The organism is Caballeronia zhejiangensis, assembly GCF_022879815.1.
In the GTDB taxonomy this organism is placed as follows: Bacteria; Pseudomonadota; Gammaproteobacteria; order Burkholderiales; family Burkholderiaceae; genus Caballeronia; species Caballeronia zhejiangensis.
Window position 1 is genome coordinate 2,611,451 of sequence record NZ_CP084283.1, and the last position, 15,962, is coordinate 2,627,412.

The 15,962-nt window shown below is 63.3% G+C and carries 21 protein-coding genes; all 21 read right to left on the reverse strand.

Features of this window, described 5'->3' with window-relative positions; genetic code table 11:
* Positions 1-14: 14 nt before the first annotated feature.
* Positions 15-407 (reverse strand): DUF4870 family protein, encoded by a 393-nt coding sequence (locus LDZ23_RS12475; protein ID WP_008344144.1) that lies wholly within the window; start codon positions 405-407, stop codon positions 15-17.
* 32 nt (positions 408-439) lie between these two features.
* A complete protein-coding gene (locus LDZ23_RS12480; RefSeq protein WP_008344143.1) occupies positions 440-808 on the reverse strand; it encodes a phosphoribosyl-ATP diphosphatase in 369 nt (122 codons plus the stop codon).
* Positions 805-1,197: a phosphoribosyl-AMP cyclohydrolase gene (hisI, locus tag LDZ23_RS12485; RefSeq protein ID WP_174447750.1), complete on the reverse strand. Its 393-nt coding sequence runs from the start codon at positions 1,195-1,197 to the stop codon at positions 805-807. The genes LDZ23_RS12480 and hisI overlap by 4 nt, the downstream gene beginning before the upstream one ends.
* A 16-nt stretch (positions 1,198-1,213) precedes the next feature.
* Entirely contained in the window at positions 1,214-1,987 is a 774-nt protein-coding gene (gene hisF / locus LDZ23_RS12490; protein ID WP_008344141.1) for an imidazole glycerol phosphate synthase subunit HisF, read from the reverse strand.
* Positions 1,988-2,064: 77 nt separating this feature from the next.
* The gene (gene hisA, locus LDZ23_RS12495; RefSeq protein ID WP_008344140.1) at positions 2,065-2,817 is read right to left on the reverse strand and encodes a 1-(5-phosphoribosyl)-5-[(5-phosphoribosylamino)methylideneamino]imidazole-4-carboxamide isomerase; all 753 of its coding nucleotides are present in this window, start codon (positions 2,815-2,817) and stop codon (positions 2,065-2,067) included.
* Between the two features lie 152 nt (positions 2,818-2,969).
* Positions 2,970-3,611, reverse strand: a complete 642-nt coding sequence (gene hisH, locus LDZ23_RS12500; protein ID WP_244807660.1) for an imidazole glycerol phosphate synthase subunit HisH — start codon at positions 3,609-3,611, stop codon at positions 2,970-2,972.
* Entirely contained in the window at positions 3,608-4,228 is a 621-nt protein-coding gene (locus LDZ23_RS12505; RefSeq protein ID WP_008344137.1) for a YchE family NAAT transporter, read from the reverse strand. Before LDZ23_RS12505 ends, hisH begins: the two co-directional genes overlap by 4 nt.
* Before the next feature lie 41 nt (positions 4,229-4,269).
* Positions 4,270-4,857, reverse strand: a complete 588-nt coding sequence (hisB, locus tag LDZ23_RS12510; RefSeq protein ID WP_244807661.1) for an imidazoleglycerol-phosphate dehydratase HisB — start codon at positions 4,855-4,857, stop codon at positions 4,270-4,272.
* Positions 4,858-4,873: 16 nt separating this feature from the next.
* Entirely contained in the window at positions 4,874-5,950 is a 1,077-nt protein-coding gene (hisC, locus tag LDZ23_RS12515) for a histidinol-phosphate transaminase (RefSeq protein ID WP_244807662.1), read from the reverse strand.
* 75 nt (positions 5,951-6,025) lie between these two features.
* Complete coding sequence (gene hisD / locus LDZ23_RS12520) at positions 6,026-7,348, reverse strand: histidinol dehydrogenase (RefSeq protein WP_244807663.1); 1,323 nt, start codon at positions 7,346-7,348, stop codon at positions 6,026-6,028.
* Between the two features lie 46 nt (positions 7,349-7,394).
* The gene (gene hisG, locus LDZ23_RS12525) at positions 7,395-8,087 is read right to left on the reverse strand and encodes an ATP phosphoribosyltransferase (protein WP_008344130.1); all 693 of its coding nucleotides are present in this window, start codon (positions 8,085-8,087) and stop codon (positions 7,395-7,397) included.
* Positions 8,084-9,355: a UDP-N-acetylglucosamine 1-carboxyvinyltransferase gene (gene murA, locus LDZ23_RS12530; RefSeq protein WP_008344128.1), complete on the reverse strand. Its 1,272-nt coding sequence runs from the start codon at positions 9,353-9,355 to the stop codon at positions 8,084-8,086. The genes hisG and murA overlap by 4 nt, the downstream gene beginning before the upstream one ends.
* A 151-nt stretch (positions 9,356-9,506) precedes the next feature.
* Positions 9,507-9,746, reverse strand: a complete 240-nt coding sequence (locus LDZ23_RS12535) for a BolA family protein (RefSeq protein ID WP_008344127.1) — start codon at positions 9,744-9,746, stop codon at positions 9,507-9,509.
* A gap of 20 nt (positions 9,747-9,766) precedes the next feature.
* Complete coding sequence (locus tag LDZ23_RS12540; protein ID WP_008344126.1) at positions 9,767-10,522, reverse strand: ABC transporter permease; 756 nt, start codon at positions 10,520-10,522, stop codon at positions 9,767-9,769.
* Complete coding sequence (locus LDZ23_RS12545) at positions 10,519-11,445, reverse strand: ABC transporter ATP-binding protein (protein WP_008344124.1); 927 nt, start codon at positions 11,443-11,445, stop codon at positions 10,519-10,521. Before LDZ23_RS12545 ends, LDZ23_RS12540 begins: the two co-directional genes overlap by 4 nt.
* A gap of 198 nt (positions 11,446-11,643) precedes the next feature.
* Positions 11,644-11,931 carry an STAS domain-containing protein gene (locus LDZ23_RS12550; RefSeq protein WP_081851876.1) on the reverse strand — a complete coding sequence of 96 codons (288 nt, stop codon included), beginning with the start codon at positions 11,929-11,931 and terminating at the stop codon, positions 11,644-11,646.
* The gene (locus tag LDZ23_RS12555) at positions 11,928-12,557 is read right to left on the reverse strand and encodes an MlaC/ttg2D family ABC transporter substrate-binding protein (RefSeq protein WP_008344118.1); all 630 of its coding nucleotides are present in this window, start codon (positions 12,555-12,557) and stop codon (positions 11,928-11,930) included. Before LDZ23_RS12555 ends, LDZ23_RS12550 begins: the two co-directional genes overlap by 4 nt.
* 124 nt (positions 12,558-12,681) lie before the next feature.
* Positions 12,682-13,584 carry an MlaA family lipoprotein gene (locus LDZ23_RS12560; RefSeq protein ID WP_008344117.1) on the reverse strand — a complete coding sequence of 301 codons (903 nt, stop codon included), beginning with the start codon at positions 13,582-13,584 and terminating at the stop codon, positions 12,682-12,684.
* Positions 13,585-13,594: 10 nt separating this feature from the next.
* Positions 13,595-14,218, reverse strand: coding sequence for an outer membrane lipid asymmetry maintenance protein MlaD (gene mlaD, locus LDZ23_RS12565; protein WP_244807664.1), 624 nt, complete (start codon positions 14,216-14,218; stop codon positions 13,595-13,597).
* Between the two features lie 93 nt (positions 14,219-14,311).
* Positions 14,312-15,079: a lipid asymmetry maintenance ABC transporter permease subunit MlaE gene (gene mlaE / locus LDZ23_RS12570; protein WP_008344114.1), complete on the reverse strand. Its 768-nt coding sequence runs from the start codon at positions 15,077-15,079 to the stop codon at positions 14,312-14,314.
* Positions 15,076-15,891 carry an ABC transporter ATP-binding protein gene (locus LDZ23_RS12575; protein WP_008344112.1) on the reverse strand — a complete coding sequence of 272 codons (816 nt, stop codon included), beginning with the start codon at positions 15,889-15,891 and terminating at the stop codon, positions 15,076-15,078. The genes mlaE and LDZ23_RS12575 overlap by 4 nt, the downstream gene beginning before the upstream one ends.
* Positions 15,892-15,962 lie beyond the last annotated feature (71 nt).

Sequence of the window (15,962 nt, forward strand, 5' to 3'; positions counted from 1 at the left end):
GTTGACGGATGTGATCAAAACCACGCGCGCGGTTCGATCGGCTTGTTCTCGTAGAGAAACAGCCAGCCTTTGATGATGCGATAAAGCGTCCAGATGCTGACCGCACCGAGAATCAGAAAGCCGATGCCGATCCAGATCGTCGCGAAACCGATCACGTGGCCCAGCACCGCCCACCAGAAGGTGCGGATCTGCCAGGTGAAGTGATCTTCGTACGGCGTGCCCGCCGCATCGCCGCGCTTGATGTAGTTGAGGATGATCGCGACCAGTCCCGTGAGACCGCCGGTCAGCCAATAGACGGCGTACAAGCCGTACAGAACATGCGTGAACGTGCGCATGTTGCGCAGGCGTTCGGGATCGTTCGCGTTCTGAACGACGGGCGGCGGATAGGGTTCATATTGCCGGTTCATTCGTGCCCTCCTTCGCTGATGCCAGACGCTCGTCAGCCGCCGTTCTGCTCACGCTCGCGCGACTTGCGCAGCGCCTTTTCCTCGATTCCCGACAGACCTTCGCGACGTTCCAGTTCCGCGACCACGTCGGCGGGGCTCAGATCGAAATGGGACAGCATGACGAGACAATGAAACCACAGATCGGCGACTTCGCCGACGAGCGCCTTCGGCGCGCCGCCATGACGGGCGTCCTTCGCGGCAAGCACGACTTCCGTCGCTTCCTCGCCGATCTTCTTCAGGACCGCATCGTCGCCCTTGTGAAAGAGTCGGGAAACGTAAGATTGTTCCGGATCGCCGCCCTTGCGACTGTCGATGACCGAGGCGAGGCGCAGCAGCGTGTCCAGCGTATTGGCTTGCGTCATTTGTAGATGCTTTCTGGGTCTTTCAGGACCGGCTCGACGGCGACCCACTCGCCGTTCTCCGCCGTGCCTTCGAATTTCTGGAAAAAACAGGAATGGCGGCCGGTGTGGCACGCGATGCCCGAAACCTGCTCGACCTTGAGCAGCACGACGTCTTCGTCGCAATCGAGGCGCACGTCGTGAACGTGCTGAACGTGGCCCGACTCTTCTCCCTTGAACCACAGGCGCTGCCGCGAGCGCGAGAAATACACCGCGCGCTTCAGTTCGATGGTCTTTGCGAGCGCCTCGCGATTCATCCACGCGAACATGAGCACGTCGTTGGTCGATGCTTCCTGCGCGATCACCGGCACGAGGCCGTTCGCGTCCCACTTGACTTTGTCGAGCCAGATCATCTGATCGCTCACGGTTTCAAGTCCTCACCGAAATGCCGTGATCGGCCATGAAGCGCTTCGCTTCGCCGACGGTGTGCTCGCCGTAGTGGAAGATGCTCGCGGCAAGCACCGCGTCCGCGTGACCTTCGACGATGCCATCCGCCAGATGCTGCAACGATCCGACGCCGCCCGACGCGATCACCGGCACCGGCACCGCGTCCGACACGGCGCGCGTCAACGCGAGATCGAAGCCGGCTTTGGTGCCGTCACGATCCATGCTGGTGAGCAGGATTTCGCCCGCGCCGAATTCGGCCATCTTGCGCGCCCATTCGATCGCGTCGATGCCCGTCGCCTTGCGGCCGCCGTGCGTGAAGACTTCCCAGCGCGGCGTTTCGCCTTCGGCCGACACGCGTTTCGCATCGATCGCGACGACGATGCACTGCGAGCCGTGCTTGTCCGACGCGTCGCGCACGAGTTGCGGATTCGCGACCGCCGACGAATTCATGCTGATCTTGTCCGCGCCCGCGTTGAGCAGACGCCGCACGTCTTCGACCGCGCGCACGCCGCCGCCGACCGTCAGCGGAATGAACACCTGCGACGCCACCGATTCGATGATCGGCAGAATGAGATCGCGTTGATCGGAAGTCGCGGTGATATCGAGGAACGTGAGTTCGTCGGCGCCCTGATCGTCGTAACGCCGCGCGATTTCGACGGGATCGCCCGCGTCGCGCAGTTCGACGAAATTGACGCCCTTCACGACGCGGCCGGCGGTCACGTCGAGACAGGGAATGATGCGTTTTGCGAGAGCCATGTTCTTGCCACTTACGGAGTAAGGGCGGCGCCGCGGCCGCCCGGAGTGCTGCTCAGATGTGCTCGCGCTCGGGCGTATCAGGCGCCGTCGGCCTCGCGCAGCGCGTCGGCGCGGGTCTGGGCGGCCTTGAAATCGAGATCGCCGGAGTAGATCGCGCGGCCGCAGATCACGCCTTCGATGCCCTCGTCCTCGACTTCGCAGAGCGATTCGATGTCCGCGATGCTCGACAGCCCGCCGCTCGCGATCACTGGAATCTTCACCGCCCGCGCGAGACGCACGGTTGCTTCGAGGTTGAGGCCCTGAAGCATGCCGTCACGGCCGATGTCCGTGTAGATGATAGATTCGCAGCCGTAGTCTTCGAACTTGCGGCCGAGATCGACGACCTCGTGACCGGTGAGCTTGCTCCAGCCGTCCGTCGCGACCTTGCCGTCCTTCGCGTCCAGCCCGACGATGATGTGTCCCCCGAACGCGCTGCACGCGTCCTGCAGGAAGCCCGGATTCTTCACCGCCGCCGTGCCGATGATGATGTACGACAGGCCGTCGTCCAGATAGCGCTCGATGGTTTCCAGATCGCGGATGCCGCCGCCCAACTGCACGGGAATCTCGCTGCCGACTTCATCGAGGATCGCGCGGATCGCGTCGCCGTTTCTGGGCTTGCCGGCGAACGCGCCGTTCAGATCGACCAGATGCAATCGCCGTGCGCCGCGATCGACCCAATGTCGGGCCATGGCCGCCGGATCCTCTGAAAAAATGGTCGCCTGGTCCATATCGCCCTGCTTGAGGCGCACGCACTGACCGTCCTTAAGATCGATGGCCGGAATGAGCAGCATAGGTATCGCGTATTTTCTGGGTGAAGTTGATCAAAACGGCGCGCGTGCGGTCTTTCGTGCCTGTGCCGCGGGCCGTCTCGCTAGTGTAGTACAAGTCTTGCAACGGTCATGCGCCCGTAGTAATAGGCGAAAACGCTAGCGGGCACGGTATTTCACGGGTTCCAGTGCACGAAATTGCGATAGAGACGCAATCCTGCGTCCGCGCTCTTTTCGGGGTGGAATTGGGTCGCGAAGATATTGTCGCGCGCCACCGCCGACGTGAACGCGCTGCCGTACACGGTTTCGCCGGATGTGTGAGCCGGATTGTCCGGCACCACGTAGTAGCTGTGGACGAAGTAGAAGAACGCGCCGTCCGCGACGCCGTCCCAGACCGGATGCGCCTGTGTCTGACGCACGCGATTCCAGCCCATTTGCGGCACCTTGAAGCGCGAGCCGTCGTCCTGCAGCAGACCGTCGAGCTGGAAGCGCACGACCTTGCCGGGCAGAAGACCGAGGCCCTTCGTGTCGCCTTCCTCGCTCCAGTCGAAAAGCATCTGCTCGCCGACGCACACGCCGAGCATCGGCTTTTCGCGCGCCGCCTGCATCACCGCAGCCTGCAAACCGGATTCGGCGAGATGCCCCATGCAGTCGCGCATCGCGCCCTGGCCCGGCAGCACGACGCGATCCGCCGCGTGAATGCCTTGCGGCTGATCGACGATCGCCACGTTCGCTTCGGGTGCAGCCTTCTTCAGCGCCTGGTAGACCGAGCGCAGGTTGCCCATTCCGTAATCAACAATCGCAATCGAAGTATTCATTTCAAAGATGGCATCAAGGCCTTCAACCCGTCGACGATGAACTCCACCGCCAATGCGGACAACATCAAACCCATGAGACGCGTGCCGATGTTGATTCCCGTGCGCCCAACGACGCGCGCGATGGGCTCGGCGAGATTCAGCGCGCCGAAGCACAGCCCCGCGATGATCGCGCCCAGCACGACGAGCCCGAAGCGGTCGTACCAGTGTTGCGCATTCGCAGCATAGACGATCACCGTGCTGATCGAGCCGGGACCGGTGAGCAGCGGAATCGCGAGCGGCACGACCGCGATGCTATTGCGCTCCTCGGCTTCCATGCGTTCTTCCGGCGTCGAACGCGCATTGCCGACCTGCGCGTTCAACATGCTGATCGCCATGAGCAGCATGATGATGCCGCCGCCCACTTCGAACGACCCGACCGAAATCCCGAAGAACGCGATGATCTGCTGGCCGAGCAGCGCCGTCACCGCGATCACGCAGAAGACTGAAATCGAAGCGACGCGAATCGTGTTGCGTCTTTCGAGATCGGATTGCTGCGAGGTCAGGCTGAGAAAAAACGGTATCGCGCCGATCGGGTTGATCAGCGCGAGCAATGAGATAAACGACTTGAACAAATCCATCTTTTTTCCGGCGCAGCAACGCGCCGAACCGGTCAGTCGGCTTAGAGACTGCCTTTGGTCGACGGAATCTGCCCCGCCGCGCGCTCGTCGACTTCGCACGCCATGCGCAGCGCGCGGCCGAACGCCTTGAACACGGTTTCGACCTGATGATGCGCGTTGATGCCGCGCAGGTTGTCGATATGCAGCGTCACGCCGGCGTGATTCACGAATCCGCGGAAGAATTCGATGGTCAGATCGACGTCGAACGTGCCGATGCGCGCGCGCGTGAACGGCACATGGAACTCGAGCCCCGGACGCCCCGAAAAATCGACGACGACGCGCGACAGCGCTTCGTCGAGCGGTACGTACGAATGCCCGTAACGGCGAATGCCCTTGCGGTCGCCGATGGCCTTCGCGATGGCCATTCCGAGCGTGATGCCGGTGTCTTCTACCGTATGGTGATCGTCGATATGGAGGTCGCCATGCGCTTCGATGTCGAGATCGATGAGCCCGTGACGGGCAATCTGGTCGAGCATGTGATCGAGGAACGGGACGCCGGTGGCGAGCTTCTGCTTGCCGGTGCCGTCCAGATCGAGCTTCACACGGATCTGCGTTTCGCTGGTGTTGCGAACGACTTCCGCAATACGCATGGTGATTCCTTGAGACTTAATCGAGAGTGGGGAGCTTCTTGAGCGCGGCGACCATTTGCGCGTTTTCTTCGGCAGAGCCGACCGTCAAACGCACGCAGTTAGCCAGCAATGGGTGCATTTTACCCACGTTTTTTACCAAAACCCGCGAAGTCAGAAGGGTTTCGAAAGCAACGGCGGCGTCCGGAACGCGCACGAGCAGGAAATTGCCCGCGCTCGGGAATACCGTCATGCCGGGCAGCGCCGCCACTTCGCGTGCGAGTTTCGTGCGTTGCGCGCGCAGTTCGGCCGCTTGAGCGTCGAGCACGTCGAGGTGATCGAGCAGGAAATCGGCCGTGGCCTGCGTCAGCACGTTGATGTTGTACGGCGGGCGCACTTTGTCGAACTGCGTGATCCACGAGGGCCGGCCGGCCATGTAGCCGAGACGGATGCCCGCGAGCCCGAGCTTCGAGACAGTCCGCATCACGACGACGTTGTCGAACTCCGCCGCGCGCGGCATCCAGCTTTTTTCGGCGAACGGCTGATACGCCTCGTCGATCACGACGAGACTCATCTTCGACGCGGCGATCACGCGTTCGATGTCGGCGTCGTCGTAGAGCGTGCCGGTCGGGTTGTTCGGATACGCCAGATAGACGAGCGCCGGCGCGTGCTCATCGATGGCGGCGACGAGCGCGTCGGCGTCGAGCGTGAAGTCGGCCTTCAGCGGCACACCGATGAACTCGAGATGCGCGAATTTCGCCGACATTTCGTACATCACGAAGCCCGGCACCGGCGCGACGACCTTCGCGCCCGGCTTCGAGCACGCGACCGACATCATGCTGATGAGCTCGTCCGAACCGTTGCCGAGCAGCACGTCGCAGGCGTCGGGCACGTTCATCGTGCGCTTGATCTTGGCGAGCAATTCCGCCGGACGCGGCGCGGGATAACGGTTCAGCGCGACGCCCGCGAGATGCTCGCCCAATGCTTTGGCGAGGTCGGCGGGCAGCGTGTAGGGATTTTCCATCGCGTCGAGCTTGATGAGGCCCGTGGCATCGGGCACGGGATAGCTCGTCATCGCGAGGACGTCGGGTCGGATGATGTCTTGTGATGTCGTCATGTTTTCCCGGCGTCTCTCTCGCCGGTTCGGGTGGCGGCTCTCAGGCCGCCTCGTTCATTCGGGCCGGTTTTCGCTTCAGCCGACTTTTTTCATCCGGTATTCGGCGCTCTTCGCGTGCGCCTGCAGGCCTTCGCCGTACGCCAGTTCCGCCGCGATTTCGCCGAGCGTCTGCGCGCCGTCCGCGCTCACTTCGATCACGCTCGAACGCTTCATGAAGTCGTAGACGCCGAGCGGCGACGAGAAGCGCGCGGTGCGCGACGTCGGCAATACGTGGTTCGGGCCCGCGCAGTAATCGCCGAGGCTTTCGCTCGTGTAGCGGCCGAGGAACATCGCGCCTGCGTTGTGAATTTGCGCGGCCCACTGATGCGGATCGAGCGCGGAAATCTCAAGATGCTCCGGCGCGATATCGTTGGCGATCGCGCACGCCTCGGCCATGTCCTTCACCTTGATGAGCGCGCCGCGATCTTCGAGCGAGCGCTGGATGACGTCGCGACGCGGCATCGCCGGCAGCAGCTCGACGATCGCGTCTTCCACGCGCTGGATGAAGTCATCGTCCGGGCACAGCAGAATGGATTGCGCGAGTTCGTCGTGCTCGGCCTGCGAGAAGAGGTCCATCGCGACCCAACGCGGATCGGTGGTGGCGTCGCAGATCACGAGAATTTCGGACGGCCCCGCGATCATGTCGATGCCGACCGTGCCGAACACGCGCCGCTTCGCCGACGCGACATACGCGTTACCCGGACCGCAAATCTTGTCGACGGCAGGCACGCTTTGCGTGCCGTACGCGAGCGCGGCCACCGCTTGCGCGCCGCCGATCGTGAACACGCGATCCACGCCGCCGAGCAGCGCCGCCGCGAGCACCAGCGGATTCTTCACGCCATCGGGCGTCGGCACGACCATCACGATTTCCTTCACGCCCGCCACGCGCGCCGGAATCGCGTTCATCAGCACGGACGACGGATACGCCGCCTTGCCGCCCGGCACATAGATGCCCGCGCGATCGAGCGGCGTGACCTTCTGGCCGAGCACGGTGCCGTCGGCTTCGGTGTAGTGCCAGCTATGGCTGCCGCATTCGATGCGCTGCTTCTCGTGATAGCCGCGCACGCGCGCCGCCGCCGCTTCGAGCGCCGCGCGGCGCTTCGGTTCGAGCCCTTCGAGCGCGGCTTCCATCTCCGAGAGCGGTAGTTCGAGCGCCGCGACGCTGTTCGCCTTCAGACGATCGAACTTGTTGGTGTATTCGAGCACGGCTTCGTCGCCGCGCGCCTTCACGTCCGCGAGAATCTGCGCGACCGAGCGCTCGATCGCCTCATCCTCGCTCGCTTCGAACGCGAGGACCGCACGCAGCGCCTTCTGGAAACCGTCGGCGCTGGAATCGAGTTTGCGAATCTTGATAGACATGCTGGTTTTCCGTTTTGCTGTTGGCGCGCCGCGTCGTGCGGCCCGCCTAATTTCCCTTGCTGACCGTCGCGCGCTCGAACGCGTCGAGGAACGGCTTGAGCGCCGCGCGCTTCAGCTTCAGCGCCGCCTGATTCACGACGAGGCGCGAGGAAATCTGCATGATCTCTTCGACTTCGACGAGATTGTTCGCCCGCAGCGTGCCGCCCGAGCTGACCAGATCGACGATCGCATCGGCCAGGCCGACGAGCGGCGCGAGTTCCATCGATCCGTACAGCTTGATCAGATCGACGTGCACGCCCTTCGCCGCGAAATGCTGACGCGCGGTCTCCGTGTACTTCGTCGCGACCTTCAGACGCGCGCCCTGGCGCACCGCGCTCGCATAGTCGAACCCGTTCTTCACGGCCACCGACATACGGCAGCGCGCGATATCGAGATCGACCGGCTGATACAGACCGCTGCCGCCGTGCTCGATCAGCACGTCCTTACCCGCGACGCCGAAATCGGCCGCGCCGTACTCGACGTAAGTCGGCACATCGGTCGCGCGCACGATGATCACGCGCAGATTCGGATTCGTCGTCGGAAGGATCAGTTTGCGTGAGCTTTCCGGATCTTCGGCCACCTGCACGCCGGCGGCGGCGAGCAGCGGCAGCGTCTCCTCGAAGATACGCCCTTTCGACAACGCGAGCGTGAGGGGCGCGCTCGGCTGCACCGACGACGACGTCTGCGGCAGCGAACTCATTGCTCGCTCCCGCTGCCCTTGATGCGGCGCACGTTCGCGCCGACCGCCGTCAGCTTCGATTCCATGCGGTCGTAGCCGCGATCCAGATGGTAGATGCGGTCGATCAGCGTTTCGCCGTCCGCGCACATCGCCGCGATCACGAGACTCGCCGACGCGCGCAGATCGGTCGCCATGACCTTCGCGCCGGACAGCTTCTCGACGCCGGCGATGAGCGCCGTGTTGCCGTCGATGGTGATGCTCGCGCCCAGACGATTCAGCTCCTGAACGTGCATGAAGCGGTTCTCGAAGATCGTCTCGACGACTTGCGACGTGCCCTTCGCGATCGTGTTGAGCGCCATGAACTGCGCCTGCATGTCGGTCGGGAACGCCGGGTATTCGGACGTGCGGATATTCACCGCTTCGGCGCGCTTGCCCATACGCACGCGCATCCAGTCGTCGCCTTCCTCGATCGTCACGCCGGCTTCGCGCAGCTTCGCCGTCACGGCGTCGAGCAGATGCGAGCTCACGCGACGCAGCGTGACGTCGCCGCCCGCGGCCGCGACCGCGCACAGGAACGTGCCCGCTTCAATGCGGTCCGGCACGACGTCGTGCTTCGCGCCGTGCAGCTTGTCGACGCCCTGAATCACGAGACGGTCGGTGCCGATGCCGTCGATCTTCGCGCCCATCTTCACGAGCAGATGCGCGAGGTCGCTCACTTCGGGTTCGCGCGCGGCGTTCTCGATGACCGTCTCGCCGTCGGCCAGCACCGCCGCCATCAGCAGGTTCTCGGTGCCGGTGACGGTGATCATGTCGGTGATGATGCGCGCGCCCTTCAGACGCTTCGCGCGCGCTTCGATGAAGCCGTGCTCGATGTTGATCTCGGCGCCCATCGCCTGCAGGCCCTTGATGTGCTGATCGACCGGACGCGCGCCGATCGCGCAGCCGCCGGGCAGCGACACCTTCGCTTCGCCGAAGCGCGCGACGAGCGGACCGAGCACGAGAATCGACGCGCGCATCGTCTTGACCATTTCGTACGGCGCGACGAGCTTGTCGACCTTCGACGCGTTGAGGTTCACGCGCCCGTCGCCGGACACTTCGGACTGCACGCCCATCTGGCGCAACAGCTTGACCATCGTGCGAACGTCCTGAAGATTCGGCACGTTCGACAGATGGACGTCGTCGGCGGTGAGAAGGCTTGCGCAAAGAATCGGCAGCGCCGCGTTCTTCGCACCCGAAACGGTGATTTCGCCGGAGAGCTTCGCGCCTCCCGTGATGACCAGTTTATCCATGGCTTGTCCTTCGACCGAGCTGCCTGCGGTGCCCTTTTCAGCGCCGCCGTTGTCTTGAATGAATCGCACTCTTTACTGCCTTTGTCTTTCCGGTGATGCCGGTGTTACGTGTGTTGAGTCGTATGACCTGATTTGGCTTCGCCGGGTGGACTCAGGCCGATTTCCACTCGTCGGGGGTCAGGGTCTTCATGCTGAGTGCATGAATCTCCTGTTTCATGCGCTCGCCGAGCGCCGCATAAACCAGTTGATGACGCGCGATCAGCCGCTTGCCGACGAACGCGTCGCTCACGATGGTCGCGAAAAAATGCTGGCCGTCGCCCTCCACTTCCAAATGCTGGCAAGCGAGGCCTTTGGCGATGTAATCCTTCACCTGCTCCGGAGTCGGCAACATGGTGGAAGTCTCCTTGAGAATTAGTGACGCAGCTTGTAGCCGCTCGCGAGCAGTCGCACGGCGATCAACGCCAGCACGGCCAAAAATCCGCCGACGATGCCGAGGCTCATCAACGGATTCACGTCGGACAGGCCGAAGAAGCCATAGCGAAAGCCGTCGATCATGTAGAAGAACGGGTTCAGATGCGACACCGCGCGCCACACGGGCGGCAGCGTATGTGTCGAGTAGAACACGCCTGAAAGAAACGTGAGCGGCATGATGAGGAAGTTCTGGAAAGCGGCCAGCTGGTCGAACTTGTCGGCCCAGATGCCCGCGATCAGACCCAGCGTGCCGAGAATGCCCGAACCGAGGATCGCGAACGCAATGATGTAGAGCGGCGCGGAAAACGACATCGGGATGAACCATATCGTCACGACGAACACGCCGAAGCCGACGCACAGGCCGCGCACGACCGACGCCAGCACATACGCAAAGAACATCTCCCAATGCGCGATCGGCGGCAGCAGCACGAACACCAGATTGCCGGTGATCTTCGACTGGATCAGCGACGACGAACTGTTCGCGAACGCGTTCTGCAGCACGCTCATCATCACGAGGCCGGGCACGAGAAAACTCGTATAACCGACGCCGGGATACACCTCGACGCGGCCGGAAAGCGCATGACCGAAGATCGTCAGGTACAGAAGCGCCGTCACGATCGGCGCGAGGACCGTCTGAAACGAAACCTTCCAGAAGCGCAGCAGCTCCTTGTAGAACAACGTCTGGAAGCCGCTCATGAAAGTCCCTCGACCACTTCGGGCTCGTTCATCACCTGCACGAACACGTCTTCCAGATCGGCCTTGCGCACTTCGATTTCATCGAACGTGCAGCCGGCCGCGCGGCATTTCGCGAGAATCGGCTCGACGTCGTCATAGCTCGCGAGACGCAGCAGATGTTGCGCGCCCATCACCGCGTGCGGATCGACTTCGAGCGCGCGCAAGTCCGCCGGCAACGCGCCGTTCGACAGACGCAGATACAGTTGCATGCCTGAAAAGCGCTGCAGCAGCGTGCTCGTGCGTTCGAGGGCGACGACTTCGCCGCGACGAAGCATCGCGAGCCGATGACACAGCGACTCGGCTTCTTCGAGATAGTGCGTCGTCAGGACGATCGTGTGGCCCTCGCGATTCAGGCGCGAGATGAATTTCCAGAGTGTCTGACGCAGTTCGACATCGACGCCGGCGGTGGGCTCGTCGAGCACGATCACCGGCGGCCGATGCACGAGCGCCTGCGCCACGAGCACGCGGCGCTTCATCCCGCCGGAGAGGGCGCGCGTGTTGACGTCGGCTTTCTCGGTGAGATCGAGATTGGCCATGACCTCGTCGATCCAGTCGTCGTTGTTGCGCAAGCCGAAATAGCCCGACTGGATGCGCAACGACTCGCGCACGGTGAAGAACGGATCGAACACCAGTTCCTGCGGCACGACGCCGAGCGCACGGCGCGCGGCCCGGAAGTCGCTGACGACATCGTGACCACGCACGGAGATCGTGCCGCTATCGGCGCGCGCCAGACCGGCCAGAATGCTGATCAACGTGGTTTTGCCCGCACCGTTGGGGCCGAGCAAGCCGAAGAACTCGCCCTCTTCCACCGTGAGGCTCACGCCTTTGAGCGCCTGGAGATCCTTGTAGCGCTTCCTGACGTTTCGGATTTCTATGGCTGACATGGACAGTGCGCGCGCCTCGTGCGGCCGCGCCTCGATTGTGCGGACTTTCGCCTGACGTTCCCTTCCTCAGACAAAAAGGGCCGGGAGCGGCTGCGAAAAAAACGTTTGATTATAGGGCAAAGCCGTTGGAGCCGACTTCGGAGCGATCCTGATTGCGGCGACGCAGCGCCGCCGCTTCTGCGCGGAGTCAGAACAGGATCAATGTCGGAACGAGAGGAGCGTATCGACGCCATAGGCTCGCGCAAGACTGACGAGCCCGGAAGGAAGATTGACGACGCCGAGCGCGGCGCCGCGCGCGGTGGCTGCGCGCTGCCATGCGAGCAGCACGGCGAGCGCGGAAGAATCGAACTGCGTGAGCGGCGCGCAATCGACTTCGGTCGCGCCCGCAGCGATGCGCGACAGACCCGCTTCGAGCGCGGCCTTCGCGCTCTCGTGGGTCAGCGTCGCGGCCGTCTGAAAACGGCCGCCTGTGGCTGGCGTGCTCACGATGCCTTGCCGCTCGCGAGTTGCTCGTTACGCTGCGTCAGGAACTGCAGCAAGCCGCTCACGCCATTGCGCGAGATCTGCTCGTTGAATTGCTGCTGATACGCCTGGATCAGCCACGCGCCGAGCACGTTGATGTCGTACACGCGCCAGCCTTGCGCCGTCTTGTACAGGCGATAGTCGAGCTCGACCGGCGAGCCGTTGTTCATCACGACCGAGCGGACAACGACGTCGGTGTCGTCCGGATTGGCGCGGAACGGCTTGTATTGAACCGTCTGGTCGCGCACTTGCGCGAGCGCGCCGGAATACGTGCGGATCAGGAGCATCTTGAACTGCTCGACGATCTGCTTCTGCTGTTCGGGCGTCGCCGAATTCCAGTTGCGGCCCATCACGAGACGCGTCGTGCGCGTGAAATCCGTGTACGGCAGGATCTTTTGATTGACGAGCTCGGTGATCTTGTTGATGTCGCCCGAGCGGATCTTCGAGTCCGACTTGATTTCGTCGAGGACTTGTTGCGTGACCGTCTTGATCATCGTGTCGGGCGAGCTCGTATCGACGCTTTGCGCCGACGCTGTGCCACAAAACGCGACGAACATCGCGAAGATGGGGAGAAGCAAGAATTTTTTCATCACGGACCCTGCAAAAGTAGATGCTCCGGTTTGAGCGCGCCGCCCGATTCGAGTTCAGGCGACGCGGCATCCAAAGCGTAAGAAATATCGTTAGATATGTTACCGCGCGTTAGCGACAGGCCGCTCAACGCAAGCGGAATGAAGGGAAACCCGGCGGCGCGCGCGGCGGAACATACTGGTTGCCCGGCACGGTGTTGGCGCTACCGCTCGCCGGTGCGGGTGCCGCCGCCGTACCCGAAGCCGCCGATGCGGCCGCGGCAGGCGCCGCCGTCGCCGATGCGCCTTCCGTGCCTTCATCGCCGTAATTCGGCAGCGGCGCTTCGCCGTAGTCCGGCATGCTGCCGTCGCCGCCCGAAATCAGATACTGACGACGCTGCAAGTATGCGTTTCGGACGAACGAATACTTGTCGAGCGCGGCATCGGCGAGCACGTCGGTCGCCCCCAGAAGATTCGCGCGCACGTTGACGAGGTTCACGCCATAGAGCGCCCAGCTCACCGAATCCGGGCTCACGTAGGTGAGCGGATTGCCGAAATAGTCGACCACGAGTCCGGCGGAATCTCGCACCGTGCTCGGCCCGAGCAGCGGCAGCACCACGTACGGACCGGACGGCACGCCATAGTGGCCGAGCGTCAGCCCGAAATCGCCGGAATGCTTCGGCAGCCGCGCGATGGTCGCGACGTCGAACAGGCCGCCGACGCCGAACAGCGTGTTGATCGCGACGCGCATGATGTCCGACACGCCGTCCGCAATTTTCAGTTGCGCCAGATTGTTCGCGGCGATGTACACGTCGCCGATATTCGAGAAGAAGTTGGTCACGCTGTTGCGCACCGGCTCCGGTACGAGCCACACGTAACCCTTCGCCACCGGCTTCACCGCGTACTGATCAACAGTGTCGTTGATCGTGAACATCGTCCGGTTATAGCTCTCGAATGGGTCCCCTTTGGTCGGCGTCGTCACCGTCGCGCAACCGGTGAGCGCAACGACGCCCGCCACCATGATTGCGCGCCGCATCCCAATCGCCTGCATGTTCTTCTCCTTATTGAGCGGCGCCCGATGCGGCGCTCGCACCTGCCGCGCCCGCCGCACCCGATGCGCCCATCGCGCCCGCCGCACCCGATGCGCCCATCGCGCTCGCCGCGCCCGGGAAAGCCGGCGCGGGTGCGGGCTCGGGCACAGCCGGCGCCCCCGACGATTTCGAGGCGCCCGAATCCGCCGCCTTGTTGTAGAGGAACTGGCCGATCAGGTTTTCGAGCACCACGGCCGATTGCGTCATCGTGATGGTGTCGCCGTTCTTGAGCATCTGATCGTCGCCGCCCGGCTCGAGGCCGATGTATTGCTCGCCGAGCAAGCCGGAAGTCAGGATCTTCGCGGACGAATCCTTCGGAAACTGATACTGCTTGTCGATATCGATCGTGACCACGGCCTGATACGTGTTCGCATCGAAGCCGATGCTGCCGACGCGCCCGACCGTCACGCCCGCGCTCTTCACGGGCGCGCGCGCCTTCAGTCCGCCGATGTTGTCGAACTTCAGTTTCACCGCGTAGGTTTGCTGGAACGACAGGGAGCTCATGTTGCCCGCCTTCAGCGCGAGAAAGAGCAGCGCCACGAAACCGAGCACCACGAAGAGGCCGACCCAAAAGTCGAGAGCAGTCTTTTTCATCGTCTTCCCAAAGAGAATCTTTTCGCAGATGGCGCGTGACGGTCTGTGCCCTTCACAACGCCTGCGCCTCGTGCGGCGCCTGCGCTTGGTTCATTAGCTGAACATCAGTGCGGTGAGCAGGAAATCGAGCCCGAGCACGGCGAGCGACGCATATACGACGGTTTTCGTCGTCGCGCGCGACACGCCTTCGGGCGTTGGCCGTGCTTCGTAGCCCTGGAACAACGCGATGAACGTCACCGCGAAGCCGAACACGATGCTCTTGATGACGCCGTTCCCGACATCGCGCCACACGTCCACGCCGCCTTGCATCTGCGACCAGAACGCGCCCGGATCGACGCCGATCAGCATCACGCCGACGACATAGCCGCCGATGATGCCGACCGCGCTGAAAATGGCCGCCAGCACCGGCATGGCGACGATGCCCGCCCACATGCGCGGCGCGACGACCACCTTGAGCGGATCGACCGCCATCATTTCCATTGCGGTGAGTTGCTCGCCGGCTTTCATCAAGCCGATTTCGGCGGTCAGCGACGTGCCCGCGCGCCCCGCGAACAGTAGCGCCGTGACGACCGGCCCGAGCTCGCGCACGAGCGAAAGCGCCACCAGAAGCCCGAGCGCCTGTTCCGAACCGTAGCGGCTCAGCGTGTAATAGCCCTGCAAGCCGAGCACGAAGCCGACGAACAAACCCGACACCGCGATGATGACGAGCGAATAATTGCCGACGAAGTGGATCTGTTTCGTGACGAGGCGCGGGCGGCGCAACAGCGGAAAAAATTCGACCACGAGGCGCAGGAACATGCGCGTTGCGTAGCCTGCGGTGCCGAAACCGTCGAGCACCCAGCGTCCGAGCGCGCTGATCATGCCTGCCCTCCGATGCCGAAATCTGCGGCGAGCGGCGTGCTCGCATAGTGGAACTTGAATGGGCCGTCGGGCGTGCCGTCGATGAACTGGCGCACGGTCGGATCCTGCGATGCGCGCAGTTGCGCCGGCGTGCCTTCGGCGTGAATGCCGCCGTTCGCGATGAAATACACGTAGTCCGCGATCGCGAAGGATTCCGGTACGTCGTGCGTAACGAGAATGGACGTTGCGCCGAGCGCGTCGTTGATCGTGCGGATGAGCTGCGCCGTGATGCCGAGCGAAATGGGATCGAGGCCGGCGAACGGCTCGTCGTACATCATCAACTGGGGATCGAGCGCGATTGCGCGGGCGAGCGCCACGCGGCGCGCCATGCCGCCCGAAATCTCCGACGGCGCGAGATCGCGCGCGCCGCGCAGGCCGACCGCGTTCAGCTTCATCAGCACGAGATCGCGGATCAGCGCTTCTGGAAGGTCCGTGTGTTCGCGCAGCGGGAACGCGACGTTCTCGAACACCGTCTGGTCGGTGAACAACGCGCCGAACTGGAACAGCATGCCCATCTTCCGGCGCAGCGCGTACAGACCGTCGCGCGTCTGGGCGCCGACGTCCTGTCCGTCGAACATGACTTTGCCGCGACTCGCCTTCACGAGACCGCCGACCAGACGCAAGGTCGTGGTTTTGCCGCAGCCTGAGCCGCCCATGACCGCGACCACCTGCCCACGCGTGAATCGCATGTTCAGGTTCGACAGGACGAGCCGGTCGCCGTAGCCGAAGTCGACGTCGCGTAGCTCTAGCAGAGTCTCGGAGAAAGCAGGCACTGGGTAAGAGATTCCGTTGGCGCAAGAGGCCGAATTATAGGGCCTGCGCGCAATCGGTGCTTTGCCTAGGC

What these genes read in the sequence shown, in the direction of transcription:
- hisH (WP_244807660.1), bottom strand. Translation starts at nt 3,611, where the DNA reads ATGAATACTTCGATTGCGATTGTTGATTACGGAATGGGCAACCTGCGC.
- LDZ23_RS12545 (WP_008344124.1), bottom strand. Translation starts at nt 11,445, where the DNA reads ATGTCAGCCATAGAAATCCGAAACGTCAGGAAGCGCTACAAGGATCTC.
- LDZ23_RS12535 (WP_008344127.1), bottom strand. Translation starts at nt 9,746, where the DNA reads ATGTTGCCGACTCCGGAGCAGGTGAAGGATTACATCGCCAAAGGCCTC.
- hisD (WP_244807663.1), bottom strand. Translation starts at nt 7,348, where the DNA reads ATGTCTATCAAGATTCGCAAACTCGATTCCAGCGCCGACGGTTTCCAG.
- hisG (WP_008344130.1), bottom strand. Translation starts at nt 8,087, where the DNA reads ATGAGTTCGCTGCCGCAGACGTCGTCGTCGGTGCAGCCGAGCGCGCCC.
- mlaD (WP_244807664.1), bottom strand. Translation starts at nt 14,218, where the DNA reads ATGAAAAAGACTGCTCTCGACTTTTGGGTCGGCCTCTTCGTGGTGCTC.
- murA (WP_008344128.1), bottom strand. Translation starts at nt 9,355, where the DNA reads ATGGATAAACTGGTCATCACGGGAGGCGCGAAGCTCTCCGGCGAAATC.
- mlaE (WP_008344114.1), bottom strand. Translation starts at nt 15,079, where the DNA reads ATGATCAGCGCGCTCGGACGCTGGGTGCTCGACGGTTTCGGCACCGCA.
- hisI (WP_174447750.1), bottom strand. Translation starts at nt 1,197, where the DNA reads ATGATCTGGCTCGACAAAGTCAAGTGGGACGCGAACGGCCTCGTGCCG.
- hisB (WP_244807661.1), bottom strand. Translation starts at nt 4,857, where the DNA reads ATGCGTATTGCGGAAGTCGTTCGCAACACCAGCGAAACGCAGATCCGT.
- LDZ23_RS12480 (WP_008344143.1), bottom strand. Translation starts at nt 808, where the DNA reads ATGACGCAAGCCAATACGCTGGACACGCTGCTGCGCCTCGCCTCGGTC.
- hisF (WP_008344141.1), bottom strand. Translation starts at nt 1,987, where the DNA reads ATGGCTCTCGCAAAACGCATCATTCCCTGTCTCGACGTGACCGCCGGC.
- LDZ23_RS12540 (WP_008344126.1), bottom strand. Translation starts at nt 10,522, where the DNA reads ATGAGCGGCTTCCAGACGTTGTTCTACAAGGAGCTGCTGCGCTTCTGG.
- hisA (WP_008344140.1), bottom strand. Translation starts at nt 2,817, where the DNA reads ATGCTGCTCATTCCGGCCATCGATCTTAAGGACGGTCAGTGCGTGCGC.
- LDZ23_RS12475 (WP_008344144.1), bottom strand. Translation starts at nt 407, where the DNA reads ATGAACCGGCAATATGAACCCTATCCGCCGCCCGTCGTTCAGAACGCG.
- hisC (WP_244807662.1), bottom strand. Translation starts at nt 5,950, where the DNA reads ATGACGACATCACAAGACATCATCCGACCCGACGTCCTCGCGATGACG.
- LDZ23_RS12560 (WP_008344117.1), bottom strand. Translation starts at nt 13,584, where the DNA reads ATGCAGGCGATTGGGATGCGGCGCGCAATCATGGTGGCGGGCGTCGTT.
- LDZ23_RS12555 (WP_008344118.1), bottom strand. Translation starts at nt 12,557, where the DNA reads ATGAAAAAATTCTTGCTTCTCCCCATCTTCGCGATGTTCGTCGCGTTT.
- LDZ23_RS12505 (WP_008344137.1), bottom strand. Translation starts at nt 4,228, where the DNA reads ATGGATTTGTTCAAGTCGTTTATCTCATTGCTCGCGCTGATCAACCCG.